2 protein-coding genes are annotated in these 20,182 nt (G+C 74.1%); both read right to left on the bottom strand.

The genetic code is table 11. The features are described 5' to 3' along the window. Position 1: 1 nt before the first annotated feature. The gene (locus tag ACFV9T_RS07760; RefSeq protein WP_385437444.1) at positions 2 to 18,667 is read right to left on the bottom strand and encodes a non-ribosomal peptide synthase/polyketide synthase; all 18,666 of its coding nucleotides are present in this window, start codon (positions 18,665 to 18,667) and stop codon (positions 2 to 4) included. A gap of 124 nt (positions 18,668 to 18,791) precedes the next feature. Next, positions 18,792 to 20,159, bottom strand: a complete 1,368-nt coding sequence (locus ACFV9T_RS07755; protein WP_385437443.1) for a serine hydrolase domain-containing protein — start codon at positions 20,157 to 20,159, stop codon at positions 18,792 to 18,794. Positions 20,160 to 20,182: the final 23 nt, after the last annotated feature.

Below are 20,182 nucleotides of genomic sequence, written 5' to 3'. Positions count from 1 at the left end.
CTCACCGTTCGTCGTGGTCGCTGCCGCCGGAAACGGCGTCTTCGAGTTCGCGCAGGATGTATTCCTCGACCAGATCGGCGAGGGCGGAGACCGTGTGGGCGGTCATGATGTCCCGTGGCGTCAGGTCGAGGCCGAAGGCCTCACCCGCGCGGGAGGCGATTAGCAGGCTGCGGACGGAGTCACCGCCCAGGGCGAAGAAGTCGTCCTCGGCGCCGACCGGTTCCACCCCCAGCACCTCGGACCAGATCTCCGCGATGACCTCCTCGGTGGGGGTCCTCGGCTCGATGTGGCCCACGGCCGGGGCCGTGGTGACCGGTCCTGGCGCTGGCAGCGCCGCACGGTCCGTCTTGCCGTTCTCGGTGAGCGGGAGGCGGTCCAGGACGGCGAACGCGGACGGCACCATGTAGCCGGGCAGCGTACGTCCCAGCTCGGCGCGCAGCTCGGCGTCGGCCGGGGCGGTCGCACCGGGCGCGGGCACCAGGTGCGCCACCAGCCTGCGGACGCCGGGCTCGTCCTCCCGGACCGTCACCACGGCCTCGGCGACCGAGGGGTGGCCGGTCAGGGCGGTCTCCACCTCACCGGCCTCGATGCGGTAGCCGTGCAGCTTGATCTGGTGGTCGGTGCGGCCCAGATGGTGGATGCGGCCCTCGGCGTCGTAGCGGGCGAGGTCGCCGGTGCGGTACATCCTGCTGCCCACGGGCCCGAAGGGGTCCGCGACGAAGCGGGCCGCGGTCAGCCCGGGGCGGTTCAGATAGCCGCGGGCCAGCGACGGGCCGCTGATCCACAGCTCGCCGGGCACCCCCGGGGGCACCGGGCGCAGCCGCGCGTCGAGCAGCCGGACCCGGGTGTTGGGGACGGGCCGCCCGATGGGCGGTGGGGCGCCGTCCGCGATGAGCGGATCGGACCAGGTGGCGACGACGGTGGCCTCGGTGGGCCCGTATGAGTTGATCATGCGGTGGTGCGGGGCCCACCGGGTCGTCAGCTCCGGACCGCAGGCGTCCCCGCCCACGATCAGCGTGCGCAGCTCGGGCAGCTCCTTCTCGGTCCCGTCGGGCAGCGTGGCCAGCGCGGCGGGCGGGATGAGGGTGTGGGTGACGCGCTGCTCGCGCAGGACGCGCGCCAGGTGCTCGCCCAGCAGCGGCCCGGGCTCCGGCACCACCAGCGCGGCGCCGTGCGGCAGCGCCATGCACAGCTCCAGGACGGAGGCGTCGAAGCTGGGCGAGGCGAACTGCAGGACGCGGTCGCCCTCCCGCACCTCGTAGTGCTCGGCCTCGGCGGCGGCGAAGTTCCCGATCCCCCGGTGGGTGACGACCACCCCCTTGGGGGTGCCGGTGGACCCGGATGTGTAGATCACATAGGCCGGGTCGTCGGGGTCGACAGGGCGTGATCGGTCCCGGTCGGTGGGCCGGTGCGCGGGGCCATCAAAGGCTTCGGCCTCGTCGAGGCTGTCGAGGGTGAGGTGTGGCGCGGCGTCCTCCAGCATCAGCGCGACGCGCTCGGCGGGATAGCCGGGGTCGACGGGCAGATGGGCGCCGCCCGCCTTGGCCACCGCGAGCTGGGCGACGACGATCTCCACCGACCGGGGCAGCACCAGGGCCACGATCCGGCCGGGGCCCACGCCCTGGGCGATGAGCCGGTGGGCGAGGCGGTTGGCCCGGGTGTCCAGCTCCGCGTAGGTCAGCTGGACACTGGGCGCGAGCACCGCGGGCGCGTCGGGGTGACGGTCCGCGGCGGCCTCGAAGAGCCGCGCCAGGGTGGTCTGTTCGGCGGGCCGGTCGGTGTCGTTCCAGTCCTCCAGGAGCCGCTTGCGCAGGGCGGCGGGCAGGGTGTCGATCCGGTCCAGCGGCAGGTCGTCGGGCGCCTCGGCGAGGGCGCTGAGGACCTGCGTCAGCTGGGCGGCCAGCCCCTCGGCGGTGGACTCCTCGAAGTGCCGGGGGTCGTAGCCGAGTTCGACGGCCATCTCGGAGCCGGGCGAGACGACCACGGTCAGCGCGTAGTTGGTGCTCTCCAGGGCCTGGAGTTCACGCACCCGCAGCCCGTGCTCTGCGGCGGCGGAGCTGTTGATCGGGTAGTTCTCGAACACCACCAGGCTCTCGAAGAGGTCCGCGCCGCCCGGTACGTCGCTCCAGCCCTGGAGCCGGGCGAGCGGGACATGGCCGAAGCCGCGCGCGTCCGCCTGGTCGGCCTGGAGGCCGCGCAGCCAGTCGACCGTGGCGGCGCCTTCGTCCACGGCGACGCGCACCGGCAGGGTGTTGATGAAGATGCCGGTGATGCTGTCGGCGCCGGGCAGTTCGGTCGGCCGTCCCGAGACGGTCGCCCCGAAGCAGACGTCCGCGTCTCCGCTCAAGCGAGACACGAGCAAGCCCCAAGCGCCCTGGACGATCGTATTGAGAGTGAGCCGGTGCCGCCGGGCGAAGTCCTCCAGGGCTGCGGTCTCCTGCTCACCGAGCCGCTGCGACAGCCACTTCGAGGACCGGGTGGCGGCGTCCGCCGTCGGCTTGCGGTCGTAGGGGAGGGGAGTGGGTGCGGTGAACCCGGCAAGCGTCCGGCGCCAGTGCGCTTCGGCCTGCGCGCGGTCCTGGCGGCCGAGCCATGCCACGTAGTCCGCGAACGGCCTGCGGGCCTGAAGCCGTGGCTGTTCCCCCACGGCCAGGGCGCCATGCGCCGCGAAGACGTCCGTCAGCACCTGGAAGACACTCCAGCCGTCGAGCAGCACATGGTGGAAGGTCCACAGCACCTGCACCTCGGTCGGCGAGAGCCGGGCCAGGGTGAGGCGCAGCAGTGGTGCCGCGTCGAGGTCGAGCCCCCGGGCGCGGTCCTGGTCGAGCAGCCGCTCCAGCGCGGCCCGGCGCTCGTCCTCCGTGAACGCGCTCCAGTCCAGCTCCTCGACCGGTACGGCGGCGTTGCGGCGCACGATCTGCAGCGGCTCGGGCACCTCCTGGACCACCACCTCGCTGCGCAGCACCGGCGTGCGGTCGACGACGTGCTGCCAGGCGGCGGCGAGGACCCGGGAGTCCCTGACCCCGTCCAGGATGAAGCTCGCCTGTTCCACATAGAGTCCCTGGCCGCGCTGGGCCAGCCCATGGAAGACCAGGCCGTTCTGGGTGGGCGTCAGCGGATAGATGTCGGCCACATCGCGGCCGTCGCCCGCCAGCCGGTCGACGGTCGCCTGGTCCAGGGCGGCCAGTGGGAAGTCCGAGGGCGTGCGTCCGCCCGCCTCCGGCTCCGCGCACAGCCGCATGATCGCGCGCAGCTCACGCAAGGTCTCCTCGGCGAGCCGGAGCACCGTGTCGCGATGGTGCCGGTCCCGCGAGTAGGACCAGGTCAGTTCGAGCGTCTTGTGCTCGACCCGGCCGACCACATCGAGGAGATGCGGCCGGGGCGCCTCGGGGCTCATATCGCCCTCCAGCCCGCTGCGCAGGGCGTGCAGCAGCCCGTCGCCGGGCAGTTCCCAGTCGAGCTGGCCGAGGTAGTTGAAGCTGATCTGCGGCCGCGCCGCGTCCGCGAGCGGCGCGTCCGGGGCGAGATGGCGCAGCGCCCCGTAGCTCAGCCCGTTCCCGGGGACGGCCCGCAGCCGCTCCTTGACGGTCTTCAGGGCCTCCTCAAGGCCGGTTCCGGTGCCGCCGTCCAGGGCGACGGGGAACATGCTGGTGAACCAGCCGACCGTACGGGAGAGATCGACTCCGTCGAAGATCTCCTCGCGGCCGTGTCCCTCCAGGGCGACCAGCACCCGGTCCTGGCCGGTCCAGCGGCCGAGCACCCGTCCCAGCGCGCACAGCAGGACGTCGTTGATCCGGGTCAGATAGGCGCCCGGCACGTCCTGGAGCAGGACCCTGGTCTCCTCGGCGCCGAGCCGGACCGTCACCGTCTCCTCGCTGGCGGCGGTGTTGGGCCCCTCGCCGTCCGTGGGGAGGTCCGGGGTGCCGTGCGCGGCGGTCCAGTGGTCCCGCTCCGCGTCGAAGCCCCCGGCGACGGTGTGTTCGCTCAGGCGCCGCGACCACGCGCGGAACGAGGTGGTCTTCCGGCCGAGGCGCCCCGGCTGCCCGTCGTCGAGCAGCCGGTAGGCGGTGTCCAGATCCTCCAGCAGGATCCGCCAGGAGACCGCGTCCACGACCAGATGGTGGGCGATCAGGCTGAGCACCGGGCGCTCCCCGTCGCCGAGGACGAACAGCACCGCCTTGAACAACGGCCCCTGTTCCAGGTCGAATCCGGCCCGTACGCGGCGCGTCGCCTCCCGCATCGCCGCCTCCCGCAGCGCGGGGTCGGTCGCGGACAGGTCGTGGACGTCGAGCACCGGCTCGGTGCCGCCCGGCGGGACGCTGTGCTGCTGCCAGTGATCGTGCCCGGTGGTCTCGTACCGCAGCCGCAGCGCGTCGTGGTGGTCGACCAGGGTGTCCAGGGCGGCGCGCAGCGCGGGCTCGTCCACCGGCCCGGTCAGCTCGGCCGACACCGACTGGGTGAAGTGGCCGGGGCTGTCCGGGAGGGTGTCGAACATCCAGTGCTGTACGGGGGTGAGCGGCACCTCGCCGACCACCGGCCCCTGTTCGGCCGCGACGGCCGTGGCGGGGACGTCCCGCGCGGCGGCGGCCAGGTCCGCGACGGTCTGGTGGACGAAGAGATGGCGCGGGGTCAGCTCGATGCCCGCGCGGCGGGCCGAGGAGACGATCTGGATGCTGAGGATGGAGTCGCCGCCGAGCGTGAAGTAGTTGTCGTCGACGCCGACCCGCTCCACGCCCAGCACCTCGGCCCAGATCCCGGCGAGGGCCTTCTCGGTCTCCGTACGGGGCGCGACATGACCCGTGGCGGGGGCGGCCCAGTCCGGGGCGGGAAGCGCCCGCCGGTCGAGCTTGCCGCTGGGGTTCAGCGGCAGCCGCTCCAGCGTGACGACGGCCGCGGGCACCAGGTGGTCCGGCACGCTCGTCGCGAGGAACGCGCGCATCGCGGCGGCGTCGACCGGCCCGGTCCCGTGGGCCGGGACGACGTAACCCACCAGCCGCTTGTGGCCCGAGGTGTCGATGACGGCCGCGGCCGCCTCGGCGACCTCCGGGTGGCGCGCCAGCGCGGCCTCCACCTCGCCCAGCTCGATGCGGAAACCCCGCACCTTGACCTGGTCGTCGGTCCTGCCGAGGTACTCCAGCTGCCCGTCCGCGTCCCACCGCACCAGGTCGCCGGTGCGGTACATCCGGCTGCCCGCGGGGCCGAACGGATCGGCCGTGAAGCGGTCCGCGGTCAGCCCGGGGCGGCCGAAGTACCCCCGGGCCAGGCCCGCTCCGGCCAAGTACAGCTCTCCGGGCACCCCGACCGGCACCGGCCGCAGCCGCGCGTCCAGCGCGTACGCCCGGGTGGCGGCGATGGGGGAGCCGATCGGCGGGGTGCGGCCGGGGTCGGCGGGGTCGCAGTGCCAGGCGGTGGCGTAGACGGTGGCCTCGGTGGGGCCGTAGATGTTGGCCACCCGGCAGCCCGGGATGGCCGTACGGACCTCCTGGACCGTACGGGCGGCGAGCCCCTCGCCCGCCAGCACCACGGCGTCGGCCGTGACGGAGACGCCGCCCTTGCCGAGCACCTGCCCGAGGGCCGAGGGCACGGCGCTGATCAGGGACGCCGTCCACGGCTCGGCACGCTCGGCCAGGGTGAGCAGATCGCGGACGATCTCCAGCGAACCGCCCACCAGCAGCGGGCAGATGATCTCGAAGACCGACACGTCGAAGTTGAGCGAGGTCGACGCCACGACATGGGACAGCCCGTCCGCGCCGAACTCCTTCCCCGCCCAGTCGGCCAGCGCCGCCACACCCTGGTGGGTGGCCACGACGCCCTTGGGCGTGCCGGTCGACCCGGAGGTGTGGATGACGTACGCCGGATGGCCGGGCACCAGCGGCGCGGTGCGCTCGGCGTCAACGACGTCCCGCGCGTCCAGTGCGCACAGCGCCCGCTCCGACTCCGCGTCGTCCAGCAGGATCCGGTGGCCCGGTCCGTCCGGGATCCGGGGAGCCGTCTCCTTGGTGGTCAGGACGATGTCCGGGGCGATGTCGGCGATCAGATACGCGATGCGCTCCGCCGGGTACGCGGGGTCGACCGGGAGGTATCCGGCGCCGCTCTTGAGCACCGCCAGCACCGCCACCACCAGCTCCGGCGTGCGCGGCAGGGAGAGCGCCACGAAGCGCTCGGGACCGGCTCCCGCGCCGATCAGCAGCCGGGCGAGCCGGTTGGCGCGCTCGTTCAGCTCCCGGTACGTCAGCTCCGTCTCCGCTCCCCGCACGGCCACCGCGTCCGGCATACGGGCCGCCCGCGCCTCGAACAGCTCCGGCAGGACCGCGCGCGGCGCCGGGGAGACGCGGCCGCTGAACTCGTCCAGGATGCGGCGGGTTTCGCTCTCGCCGATCAGCGGCAGCTCCTCCAGCCGCCGTTCCGGGTCGGCCGCCATCTGGTCCAGCAGCCCGTGCAGGCAGTCGCCCAGCCGCTCGACCGTTGCGGCGTCGAAGGCGGCCGGGTCGTAGTCCAGCGAGATCGTAAGCCGCTCCTCGGGCGCCACCACGACGCTGAGCGCGTAGTTCGTCGGCTCCAGGTCCCGCTCCTGATGGATGCGGAGGCCGTGGGCCGCGATGGCCTCGCTGTCGAAGGGGTAGTTCTCGAAGACCACGATGCTGTCGAAGAGGCCGACTCCGCCGGGCACCTCGCTCCAGCCCTGCAGCTGCGCCAGGGACACGAACTCGAAGCGCCGGGACTCCGACTGCGCCGTCTGGAGTTCCCGCAGCCAGCTCATCAGCGGGCTCCGGCCGTCCACCCGGACCCGGGTCGGGATGGTGTTGATGAACACGCCGACCATCGACTCCACACCCGGCAGCGCGGCCGGGCGGCCCGAGACGGTGGTCCCGAACGCCACGTCGTCCGCCCCGCTGTAGCGGGACAGCAGCAGCCCCCAGGCGCCCTGCACCACCGTGTTCATGGTCAGCCCGCCCCGCTGGGCGACCTTGCGCAGCCGCGCCGACTCCTCGGCGCCGAGGGAGACCCGGTACGTGCCCGAGGACGCCGTACGGTGCGCCTCGGCCGCCGGCCGGTCGCGGGGCAGTTCGGTCGGGGCGGTGAAGCCCTCCAAAGCGCCGCGCCAGAACCGCTCGGCCTCCGCCGTGTCCTGCTCACCGAGCCAGCCCAGGTACTCCCGGAAGGGCCGCCGGGTCGGCACGACGGCACCGCGCCCGGTGGTGAGCGCCGCGTACCGCTCGCAGACCTCGTCGAAGACCTGCGCCGCGCTCCAGCCGTCGAGCAGCACATGGTGGAACGTCCAGACCAGCCGCACCTCGTCGGCCGACAGCCGGATCATGGCCAGCCGCATCAGGGGCGCGCTGCCGAGGTCGATGCCCTCGGCCCGGTCGTCGGTGAGCAGCCTGCTCAGCTCGGCCTCGCGCCACGCGTCGGACCGTCCGGTCCAGTCGTGGTGGGCGATCCGCAGGGTGGCCCGGCGCCGGACGACCTGAAGCGGCTCCGGGGTGTCCGCCCAGACCAGATGGGTGCGCAGGATCGGGTTGGCGTCCGCGGTCCGCTGCCACGCCGTGGCCAGCGCCCGCGGGTCCGTCACCCCGGTCAGCCGCAGCTGCACCTGGTTGAAGTAGGCGTCGGACGCCGGGTCCACGAGGCTGTGGAACAGCATCCCGGCCTGCATCGGGGTCAGCGGGTAGAGGTCCTCCACCGACCGCCCGTCGGCGGCCACCCGGTCCACCGCGGCCTGGTCCAGCCGGGCCAGCGGGAAGTCGGAGGGGGTACGGCCGCCCGAGGCGGGGTCGGCGCAGTGCGCGACGATGCCCTCCAGGGCGCGCAGCATCTCCTCGGCCAGCCGGGACACCGTCTCCTCGGAGTGCGTCCCGGAGCCGTAGTACCAGGTGATCTCCAGGCACCGCCGCTCGACCCGGCCCACGATGTCCAGCAGATGCGCCCGCGCCGACTCCGGAGCCGCGTCCCCGCCCAGACCGCCGCGTACGGTACGGACCAGGGCGTCGTCGCCAGTGGAACCGGACGTGTCCGACCAGTCGAACTGGCCGAGGTAGTTGAAGCTGATCCGGGGCTCCGCCGCGTCCGCGAGCGGTGAGCCCGGGGCCAGATGGCGCAGCGCGCCGTAGCCGATGCCCTGGGCGGGCACCGCGCGTAGCTGCTCCTTGACGGACTTCAGCGTCTCGCCCCAGCCGCCGCCAGGAATGCCGCCCGGAATGTCGAGGGCGACCGGGAACATGGTGGTGAACCAGCCGACGGTGCGGGACAGGTCCACCCCGTCCAGCAGGTGTTCCTCGCGGCCGTGCCCCTCCAGGTCGACGGCGACCCGCCGCCGCCCGGTCCACTCGGCCAGCACCCGGCCCAGCGCCGACAGCAGCACATCGTCCACGCGGGTGCGGTAGACCTCGGGCACCTGCTGGAGCAGCGCGGTGGTCCGCTCCCGGTCCAGCGTCACGGTGACCGACCGCATGGCCGCGACGGTGTTGCCGCCCTCGCCTTCGGTGTCGATGGGAATCCCGGCGGCGCAGTCGGCGGCCACCGCCTGCCAGTGCGGGAGTTCGGCGTCGAAGCCACCGGCCGCGGTGTGCTCGGTGAGCCGCCGCGACCAGTCCCGTACGGAGGTGGTGCGCGCGCCGAGGTCGGCGGGGCCGCCGCCGAGCAGCTGGCGGTAGGCGGTCTCCAGGTCCTCCAGCAGCACGCGCCAGGAGACGCCGTCGACCACCAGGTGGTGCACGGTCAGGAAGAGCGACGGCGGAGCCCCGGTGCCCGGGCGCAGCAGCCGGGCGGCCAGCAGCGGCCCCCGGTCCAGGACGAAACCGGTGTTCGCCTCGGCCATGGCGGCCTCCTCGGCGGCCTGCCGCTCGTCCTCCCCGAGTCCCGACAGGTCCACCTCGCGCAGCGGGTCGGGGCCGGTCTCGTCCGGCGGCGGGCAGTACTGCCGTACGGTGCCGTCCGCGCGGCGCTCGTACCGCATCCGCAGCGCGTCGTGGTGGACCAGCAGCGCCCGCAGGGCCTGACGCAGCGCCGAGGAGTCCGGGTCCCGGTCGAGTTCGACCACGACGGACTGGTTGAAGTGCTCGGGCCGGGGGCTGTCCGTCCCGAGGAACCAGTGCTGGATCGGGGTGAGCGGCAGTTCGCCGCTCACCGGGCCCGTGTCGGCGGCGGGCCGGGCGGTGGCGGCGGCGGTGGCGACGGTGGCGAGCGCGGCGATGGTGGGGTGCTTGAAGAGTTCCCTGGGCGTCACCGACAGGCCGGCCTGCCGGGCGCGCGAGGCGACCTGGATGCTGAGGATCGAGTCCCCGCCGAGCATGAAGAAGTTGTCCTCGACGCCGATCCGCTCCCGGCCCAGCAGCGGAGCCATGATCTCCGCGAGGATCCGCTCGGCGTCGGTGCGGGGCGCCACGTACTCGGCGCCCGTCGTGGCCGCCGACCAGTCGGGTGCCGGGAGGCGGCGCCGGTCCACCTTGCCGTTGCCGGTGAGCGGCAGTTCGGCCAGGGCGATGAAGACCGAGGGCACCATGTAGTCGGGCAGCCCCTGGCCCAGCCGGGACCGCAGCTCCTCCGGCTCCGGCACCACGGCGCCGCGCGCCGGGACCAGATAGGCGGCCAGCAGCTTCCGCTCCCCGTCCCGCGCGAGGGCGACGACCGCCTCGGCGATGTCCGGATGGCGGGTGAGCGCGGCCTCGATCTCGCCCGGTTCGATGCGGAAGCCCCGCACCTTCATCTGGTCGTCGGAGCGGCCCACGAAGGCGAGTTCGCCCTCCGCGGTCCAGGACACCAGGTCCCCGGTGCGGTACATCCGCGAGCCGGGCGGCCCGAACGGGTCGGCGACATAGCGCTCGGCCGTCGGACCGGGCCGGTTCCGGTAGCCACGGGCGAGCCCGGCGCCCGCGATGTACAACTCGCCCGGAATACCCGGGGGTTGCGGCTGGAGCGCGCCGTCCAGGACGTACGCGCGGGTGTTGTCCAGCGGCCGCCCGATGGGCAGCGTCCCGGGCAGCACCTCACCGGTGCGGAAGGGGCGCCGGGTGGCGAACGTCGTGGTCTCGGTGGGCCCGTAACCGTCGACCACCGTCAGCTCCGGGCAGGCGCCGAGCACCCGGCGCACCGCCGCGGGCGGCACCGCCTCGCCGCCGGTCCACACCTCCCGGGCGCCGCGCAGGCACTCCGGCGCCTCCTGCGCCAGGAGCCGGAAGAGTCCGGCGGTCAGCCACAGGCAGCTCACCCCGTGGCCGGTGATCGCGTGGCGTACGGCGTCCGCGTCCACGTCGCCCACCGGGGCGAGGACGGCGGTGCCGCCGCGCAGCAGCGGCACCCACACCTCGTAGGTGGACGCGTCGAACGCCTGCGGGGAGTGCACCAGCACCCGGTCGTGGCCCGCGAAGGCGCGGTCATGGACGAGGGCGGCCACATCGCGGTGCCGGACCGCGACGCCCTTGGGCCGCCCGGTGGAGCCCGAAGTGAACATCAGATAGGCCGTGTTGTCGGGGAAGATCTCCACCGAGGGCGGTCCCGATGGCGCTTCGCCGCTCTCGGCACCGGGGCCGACCAGCAGCGTCCGCCCGTCGTGCCCGAGGTCCGCCGCCGTCCGCTCCCAGGCCCGGTCGGTCAGCAGGACGTCCGCCGCCGCCTCGGCCAGCACCAGCCGGAGCCGGTCCCCGGGCGCGCGGGTGTCCAGCGGTACGTACACCCCGCCCGCCTTGACGATGGCCAGCTGGGCGACCACCAGTTCCACGGACCGGTCCATCAGCACGGCCACCGGCCGCTCCGGCCCGGTACCGAGCGCGGCGAGCCGGTGGGCCAGCCGGTTGGCGCGCGCGTCCAGCTCCCGGTAGCTCACCGGGCCGCCGTCGCCGTCCAGCGCGGGCGCGTCCGGCGTACGGCGCGCCTGCTCGGCGAAGAGAGCGGCCACCGAGCCCTCGGGCAGCGCGGTCGCGGTGTCGTTCCACTCCCGGAGCACCTGGGCGCGTCGGGCGTCGCTGAGCACGGACAGGCGCGCGGGCGCCCGGTCCGGGCCGGTGGCCATGTTCGTCAGCAGCACCGACAGGTACTCGGCCATGCGCTGAATCGTGGCGGCGTCGAACAGCGACGGGTCGTAGCCGAGCCGCAGCGCCATCTCCTCGCCGGGGTAGACCACCAGGCTCAGCGGGTAGTTCGTCGTCTCGACGCCTTCGAGGTCCCGCAGGGCCAGCCCGTGCGCGGCGGCGAGATCGCCGCCGACCGGATAGTTCTCGAACACCACGATGCTGTCGAAGAGGTTCACCCGCTCGGCGAGCCCGGTCATGGACCGCAGCCGGGTGAGCGGTACGAAGTCGAACCGCCGGTCCTCGGTCTGCCGCTCCTGCACCTCCCGCAGCCACGACAGCAGGGTGCCGTCGGCGGGCACCTCCAGCCGGGTGGGCACGGTCGTGATGAAGAGTCCGGTCATCGCCTCGACACCGGCCAGCTCCGGCGGGCGACCGGAGACCGTGGTCCCGAAGACGACGTCCTCGCGGCCCGTGTACCGGGCGAGCAGCAGCGTCCAGGCGCCCTGGAGCAGGGTGTTCATGGTGAGCCCCGCGCCCCTGGCCAGCTCAGCCAGCCGTCCGGAAGCCTCGGCGGGCAGCGTGACCCGCACCTCGCCGGTGGACTCCGCGTGATGGGTCCCGGTGGGCTCCCGGTCGAAGGGCAGCGGAGTGGGCTCCGCCAGACCGCCGAGCCGCGAGCGCCAGTGCTCCTCGGCTTCCGCCCAGTCAGGCTCCCGCAGCCAGGCCACATAGTCACGGAACGGTCGGCGGCTGGGCAGCGCGGCCCCCGCCCCGGAGGCGTGGCAGGCGAAGACGTCCGACAGCACCTGGAACAGGCTCCAGCCGTCCAGGATCAGATGGTGGAACGTCCACACCACCTGGACCTCGGTGTCGGAAAGCCGGGCGAGCGCCAGCCGCATCAGCGGCGCGGCGGCCAGGTCGAGACCCCGCTCCCGGTCCTCGGCGAGGAACCGCCGCGACTCCTCCCGGCGCTCGGACGCGGACAGCCCGCGCCAGTCGAGATGGGTCACCGGCACCCGCGCCCCGCGCTCCACCACCTGCACCGGCTCGGGCACCCCGTCCCACTCGGCGCGGCTGCGCAGCACCGGCGTACGGTCGGCGACCCGCTGCCAGGCGGCGGCCAGCCGCCGCGGGTCGGGCACCCCGTCGAGGACGAAGGTCAGCTGCTGGAAGTAGGCGCGCCGGTCGTCCTCGGACAGCCCGTGGAACAGCATGCCCGCCTGGGTGGGGGTCAGCGGGTAGATGTCCTCCACCCCGCTGCCGTCGCCCACCAGCCGGTCCACCGTGCCCTGGTCGAGGGCGGCGAGCGGGAAGTCGGACGGGGTGCGGCCGCCCGCGCCGGGCGCGGCGGCGTGCCGGGCGATGGCGCGCAGCGCCCGCAGGAACTCCCCGGCGAGCCCCGCGACGGTCTCCTCCGTGTGCAGGTTCGCGGAGTAGAACCAGGTGAACGCGAGCGTCTGGTCCTCGACCAGGCCGACGACCTCCAGCGGATGCGGCCGCAGCGCCTCCGGGTCGGAGTCCAGGGCCAGTTCGCGGTGGAGGCCGCGGAAGAGCCCGTCGCCGTCGCCCGGCAGCTCGAACTGGCCGAGGTAGTTGAAGCTGACCCCGGCGGCGGGACCGGCCAAAAGCCCCTCGGTGCGGGCGAGATGGGCGAGCGCCCCGTACCCGAGGCCGCGCTGCGGTACGGCCCGCAGCTGCTCCTTGACGGACTTGAGGACGTCGCCCCAGTCACCCTCGGGAAGGTCCAGCGCCACCGGGAAGCGGGTGGTGAACCAGCCGACCGTACGGGACAGATCCACCTCCTCGAAGATCTCCTCGCGGCCGTGGCCCTCCAGGTCCACCGGCACACCGGTGCGCCCGGTCCACCGGCCCAGCACCCGGGCCAGCGCGCTCAGCAGCACATCGTTGACCTGCGTCCGGTAGACCTCGGGCAGCGTCTGGAGCAGCGCGGCGGTCTCGTCCCGGTCGAGCGTGACGGTGACCGACCGGGCCGAGGCGTAGGTGTTCGCCCCGTTCAGGTCCAGCGGCAGCGACGGATCGCACCGCTCGGCCAGGTCCGTCCAGTACGCGGCCTCGGCCTCGAACCCCCCGGCCCGCGCGTGGTCGTTGAGCCGCCGGGCCCAGCGGCGCAGCGGGGAAGAGGCGGCGGGCAGCGCGGCTGCCGTGCCACCGGTCAGCGCGCGATAGGCGCTGTCCAGGTCCTCCAGCAGGATGCGCCAGGAGACCCCGTCCACCACGGCGTGGTGCACGGTGAGGTGGAGCACCGGCCGCCCCCCGGCGGCGGTGCCCTCCGCACCGGCGTTCTCCGCACCGGCGTTGTTCTCCAGCACCGCGCGCAGCAGGGGCCCGGCCGTCAGGTCGAAGGCGCCGAGGTGGGGTTCGCCGTCGCCGGTGTGGCGGAGCAGCAGTTCCGTCGTCCCGCCGTCGTCGATCCGCTGGTAGCGGACATCGCCCTCGTGGGGGAAGCGGGAGCGCAGCGCGTCGTGGTGGCGTACGACCGCCTCCAGGGCGCCGCGCAGCGCGTCCTCGTCCACGTCCTCGGGCAGGATGAGGGAGATCGTCTGGTTGAAGTGTCCGGCCCGCTCGGGGTCGGCCTCGAACAGCCAGTGCTGGATCGGCGTCAGCGGCAGATCCCCGGTGGCCGTCTCCAGAACCGCGCCGGGCTGCGGCTGGGCGGCCGTGCTGTCCAGGTGCAGGGCGAGGGCGGCGATGGTCTGGTGGCGGTAGACATCGCGCGAGGTGACGGAGAGCCCGGCCTGCCGCGCCTGGGAGACCACCTGGATGCTGAGGATGGAGTCGCCGCCGAGGGAGAAGAAGTTGTCCTCCACCCCGATGCGTTCCACATGGAGGATCCGCGCCCAGACCGAGGCGAGGGTCCGCTCGGTCGCGGTGCGCGGCGCGACATAGCCCGGTGCCGCCGCCTGACCCCAGTCCGGGTCGGGGAGACGGCTTCGGTCCAGCTTGCCGTTGGGGTTGAGCGGCATCCGCTCCATGGCCAGGACGGAGGCGGGCACCATGTAGTCGGGCAGGCTGCCCTGGAGGAACGTGCGCAGCGCGGCCGGGTCCGGGGTGGCGCCCGGCGCGGGCACGACGTAGGCGACCAGCCGCTTGTGGCCGCCGGTCTCCTTCGCCACGGCGGCGGCCTCGGCGACATCGGGGTGGCGCAGCAACGCCGTCTCGACCTCGCCCAGTTCGATGCGGAAGCCGCGGATCTTCACCTGGTCGTCCGCCCGGCCCATGTATTCCAGCTGGCCGTCGCTGCCCCAGCGCACCAGGTCGCCGGTGCGGTACATGCGGCTGCCCGGCGTGCCGAACGGGTCCGCGAGAAAGCGGTCGGCGGTCAGCCCGGACCGGTTGAGGTAGCCCCGGGCGAGGCCGTGGCCGCCGAGGTACAGCTCGCCGGTCACCCCGGGCGGCACCAGCCGCAGCGTCGGGTCCAGGACATAGGCGCGGGTGTCGGCGACGGGCCTGCCGATGGGCGGCGCCTGCCGGGGGTCGTCGCCCGGGGAGAACCAGGCGGTGGCGTACACGGTCGCCTCGGTCGGCCCGTACATGTTGACGATGCGGCACGAGGGCAGCGCCGCGCGGATGTCCCGTACGGTCTGGGCGGGCAGCGCCTCGCCCGCCAGGACGACGGTCCCGGCGGCGATGTGTCCTGCCTCGGCCTCCCCGCCGAGGAGCCGGGCGAACACCGAGGGGACGCCGCTGATCAGCCCGGTCGCGCTCGGCCGGTTGGCGGGGTCGGCGAGGGCCAGCAGATCCTGGACGATCTCGATGCTGCCGCCCGCCAGCAGCGGGCACAGGATCTCGAACACGGACACGTCGAAGTTGAGCGAGGTGGAGGCCACCACCCCGGTCAGCCGCTCCCGGCCCAGCTCGGCCCCGGCCCAGGCGGCCAGGCCCGCCACGCTCTGGTGGGTGACCACGACGCCCTTGGGCGTGCCGGTGGACCCGGAGGTGTAGATGACGTACGCGGGGTGGGCGCGGTCCAGCGGCCCGGTGCGCTCGGCGTCGGTGATGTCGCCGTCCGCCCGCCGCTCCAGCTCGGCACGGACGCCGGGGTCGTCCAGCACCAGCGGCTCGACTCCGCCGGGCAGGCCGCCCGCGATGTCACCGGTGGTGAGGATGGTCGAGGGCGCGGCGTCGTCCAGCATGAACGCGATGCGCTCGGCCGGGTAGCCGGGGTCCACCGGCAGATATCCGGCGCCCGCCTTGAGCACCGCCAGCAGGACGACGACGAGGTCGGCCGAGCGCGGCAGGGCCAGCGCCACCAGCCGCTCGGGGCCGACGCCCCGGTCGATCAGCAGCCGGGCGAGCCGGTTGGCGCGCCGGTTCACCTCGTCGTAGGAGAGCCGGGTGCCGCCGCAGGTCACGGCGGTGGCCTCGGGCTGTCGCGCGGCCTGCGCGGCGAAGAGTTCGGGCAGGGTGGCGTCCGTCGCGGGCTGGCCGGTGCCGTTCCAGGAGTCGAGCAGCTTGTGCCACTCGGCGTCGCTCAGCATCTGCAGCTCGATCAGGGTGCTGCCGGGGTCGGCCACCATGCGGGTCAGCAGCCGGAGCAGATGCCCGGCCATCTGTTCCATCGTCCGGGCGTCGAACAGATCCGAGTTGTATTCGACGGTGAGGCCGAGCGAGCCGTCGTCCCGGGGCAGGAATTCCAGCACCAGGTCGAACCGCGCGGCGGGCCGTGGCAGGGAGTGCTCGGCGATCCCCAGACCCCCGGCCTCCCGGGCGGGCACCATGGCGTTCTGCTGCACGACCAGCGCCTGCACCAGCGGGTTGCGGCTGGCGTCGCGCTTGACGCCCAGTTCCTCGACGACCCGCTCGAACGGCAGCCGGTCGTGGCTGAAGGCGTCCAGCACCGTCTCGCGCATCGCGTCCACGAACTGCTCGACGGTGCTGTCCCCGTCGACGTCGGCGCGCAGCACCAGCGTGTTGACGAAGAACCCGGCGACTGACTCCAGCTCCTTGCGGTGGCGTCCGCTGGTCACGGTGCCGAAGGCCACGTCCCGCTGGCCCGAGTAGCGGGAGAACAGGACCGCGACGGACGACGCGAGCAGGGTGAACAGCGTGGTGTTCCGCTCCCGGCCGAGCCGTCCGAGGGCGGCCACCAGATCAGCGGGCAGCTCGCGCCGGTGCACCGCCCCGGCGGTGGTGCGCACCGGGGGGCGGGGGCGGTCGGTGGGCAGCTCCAGGGTCTGCATCCCGGCGAGCCGGGTCCGCCAGTACGTGAGGTCGGCGTCCTGCCCGGGCGGGGCGGGGCAGTTCTCCTCCCAGACGGCGAAGTCCGGGTACTGCAGGGCGGGTTCGGCGAGATCCGGGCCGCTGCCGGTGGCCTCCGCCTCGTACAGCGCGGTCAGTTCGCGCACCAGGAGGCCGACCGACCAGCCGTCGGTGACGATGTGGTGCTGGGCCAGCAGCAGGACGTGGTCGTCGTCGGCGAGCCGGATGAGCAGCGCCCGGGTCAGCGGGCCCTCGGCGAGGTCGTAGGGGCGGTTCAGCTCGTCGGTCAGCAGCCGGTCGACGGCCGCCTCCCGATCGGCCGCGGGCCGCCCGCCGAGGTCGGCGTGGTCGAGCGGGACGGTCCCGTGGTCGGTGATGCGCTGCACACCGTGCCCGTCCACGGTGACGAACGTGGTGCGCAGCGCGTCGTGGCGGGCGGCCAGGGTGCCGAGCGCGCGGCGCAGCGCGTCCTGGTCGAGCGGACCGCTCAGCCGCAGCCCGGCCCCGGTGTTGTACTCGGTGCCACCGGACGTCAGATCGTCCAGGAACCACAGCCGCCGCTGGGCGGCCGACAGCGGCAGCGGCTTGTCGCGCGGGGCGGGCGGGATCGGCGCCTCCGGCGCCTCGGCGGGCTCCTCCGGCAGCCGGGCGGCCAGCCGGGCCACGGTCCGGGCGTCCAGCAGCTCACGCAGCGTCAGTTCGACGCCCAGCTCGGCCCGGAGCCGGGACAGCAGCCGGACGCCGAGGATGGAGTCGCCGCCCAGCCCCAGGAAGTCGTCCTCGACGCCCACGGTGTCCACCGGAAGCACCTCGGTCCAGACGCGGACGAGGGCGGCCTCGGCGGGGGTGCGCGGCGCGATGTGGCGGGAGTGCCCCTCAGCGGTGGGGGACGGGGCGGGCAGCGCCTGCCGGTCGATCTTGCGGTGCGGGGTGAGGGGGAACGCGTCCAGGACGACATAGGCGGACGGCACCATATGGGCGGGCAGCAGCCGGGCCGTCGCGGCCCGCAGCTCCGGCCCTTGCGGCCGCTTGTCGCCGCTGGTGGGCACCACATAGGCGACCAGCCGCTTCAGCCCCGGCTCGTCCTCCCGGACGGTGACCACCGCGGCCCGGACGTCCGGGTGGCGGGCGAGCGCGGCCTCGATCTCGCCCAGTTCGATACGGAAGCCACGGACCTTGACCTGGTGGTCGGTCCGGCCCAGGAACTCCACCTCACCGTCGGCGTTCCAGCGGGCCAGGTCGCCGGTGCGGTACATCCGGGCGCCGGGCGGCCCGAAGGGGACCGCGACGAAGCGGTCGGCCGTCAGCCCCGGGCGGTCGAGGTAGCCCCGGGCCACTCCCGCGCCGCTGATGTACAGCTCCCCGACTGAGCCCACCGGCACCGGCCGCATCGCCTCGTCCAGTACGAACACCCGGGTGTTGGGCAGCGGGCGGCCGATCGGCGGGTTGCCGGAGCCCGCCGCCAGGGCGTCCGTCCAGGTGGCCACGACGGTGGCCTCGGTCGGGCCGTACGAGTTCACCATCCGCCGACCCGGCGCCCACAGGTCCACCAGCGGCGCGGGGCACGCCTCCGCGCCCACGATCAGGGTGCGGAACTCCGGCAGCCCGTCGTGCGGTTCCTCGGCGGGCACCGTCGCCAGCGCCGCCGGGGGGATCAGGGCATGGGTCACCCGGTGTTCGCGCAGCACGGCGGCCAGTTCGGCGCCGAGCAGCGGACCCTCCGGGGGCACCACCAGGGCCGCCCCGGCGAGCAGGGAGGAGCACAGCTCCAGTACGGAGGCGTCGAAGCTCGGCGAGGAGAACTGCAGCACCCGGTCGCCCGGCCGGACCTCGTAGTGCTCCGCGGTCGCGGCCGAGAAGTTGCCCAGCCCGGCGTGCGGCACCAGCACACCCTTGGGCACCCCGGTGGAGCCCGAGGTGTAGATGACGTACGCCGGATGCTCCGGCAGCAGCGGGCCGAGCAGCTCCGCCTCGCCGGGCGTGTGCTCGGGGCCCGTCACATCCCGGATGTGCGCCGGATCGTCGAGCACCACCACCGGCCGGGCGTCGGCCAGCATCATGGCCCGGCGCTCCTCCGGGTGCGCGGGATCCACCGGCAGGAACGCGGCCCCGGCCTTGGCGACGGCCAGCTCGGCCACGACCAGTTCGGCCGAGCGCGGCAGGACCAGGGCCACCACGCGCTCGGGCCCCACACCGCGCCCGATGAGGTGGTGGGCCAGCCGGTTCGCCCAGGCGTCGACCTCACCGAACGACCACGTCCGGTCCCCGGCCACCAGCGCCGCGGCCCCGGGGGTACGGGACGCCCAGGACGCGAACAGCTCGCCCAGCGGCGCGCGGGAAGCGGCCCGGGACGTGGCGTTCCACGCCGAGGGAGGCAGGCCCGGGGCGCCCTGGGGCGCGGACGCCGGACCCGATGCGTTGTCGTAGTCGTCCATCATGTCGGTGCGGCCCTTCAGAGCGGTTGAAAGGGGTGGGACACGGGTGATGAGGCGCCGCGCACGGCCGTGGCATGGGGGAGACGGCCGTGGTGGGGAGCGCGGTGGGGAACCTCGGTGGGGAATCTCAGACGAGCGCGCTCTTGCGGGCCATCCGGCCCGAGAGCTGAATGCGGTCGACCGCGCCGGTGTGCGGATCGCGGACGAACCGGCCACCGGGAATCCGGCGCCCGGAGGACGGGTCCACCAGGTCGCAGGTCAGGTCCTCGTGGCAGACCAGTGGCGCGGGGACGTCACCGTCCACGGACAGGGCGAGGGCGCCGCTGTCGCTCATCGTCACCTGGTACTCGACATCGCCGTTGAGATAGGTCCCGGCACACTGCGCCGTCGCGGCCATGGGGGACGCCGGAGGCGGGGTGGCGGGACGTGGCCGGGCCGGGGCCCCGGGAACCCGTATGCCGGTCAACTCCTCCAGTTCGGCGGAGAGTTCGTGCCACATGTCGGCGCCGCTGTTGGAGTTGCTGGTGAAGGCGACCACGGAGCCGGTGCGCGGATCGGCCCGCAGATAGCAGGACGTGCCCTGGGCGTTCCCGTCGTGGCCGAACCAGGTGTCCCCGCCCCGCCCGAAGAGCGCGAACCCCAGCCCCCAGCCGTCGGCGAGGACCCCGGGGTCGGCACCGGGCACCGGCCGCCGCATCTCCTCGGCCAGCTGCGGCGGCAGCAACTCGGCCGCGCCGCCGGGGACATGGGCCAGAGCCAGCGCCACCAGGTCCAGGGCGCTGGTCATCAGCGCCCCGGCCGCGGCTTCCGCCGGGGCGAGGTTCTGCCGCACCGGCCGGGTCCGGCCCGACGCCTTGTTGGCCGAGTGGCCCCGGGCGGCCTGCCGCCGTGGCGCACCGGTCGCGCCGATGAAGGACGGCACGGTGCCCAGCGGCTCCAGCAGGATGGACCGTACGGCCTCCTGCCAGCTCATCCCGGTGACCGTCTCGATCAACCGACCCGCCGCGACATAGCCCGCGTTGGAGTACGAGAAGTCGGTCCCCGGCTCCATCACCAGCTGGCGGTCATTGCAGTGGGCCTGGAGATAGCGCGCCGTGGTGAGCGCCGCGACATGGTCGGAGTCGGGCCCGGACGCGAGCCCGGCGGTGTGGCTGAGCACCTGCCGTACGGTGCACGGCGGCCCGGCCCGCCGCAGCTCCGGCACATGGTCGCCGAGCTGGTCGTCCAGCTCCACATCGCCGTCGGCGACCAGGAGCATGACGACGGTGGCGGTGTAGCACTTGGTGAGGGAGCCGATGGGGACCGCCGCGTCGGCGGTGAACGGCTCCCCGGTTATCGAGTCCAGCACCCCGGTGTGCAGGGCGCGGGTGGATCCGCCGCTGTGGACGGCGAGTTGGGCTCCGGGCACCTGATGGGCACGCGCCAGGGCGTGGAGACGGTCCTCGAGGCGGTGGCGGGCCGTGGTGGTCCGCCGTTCGTCTCCGGACGTCCTCATGGGCCGGTGTAACACGGTGCACT

It is taken from the genome of Streptomyces sp. NPDC059850, assembly GCF_042731515.1.
Lineage (GTDB): Bacteria > Actinomycetota > Actinomycetes > Streptomycetales > Streptomycetaceae > Streptomyces.
This window is presented reverse-complemented; position numbering and strand designations above follow the sequence as displayed.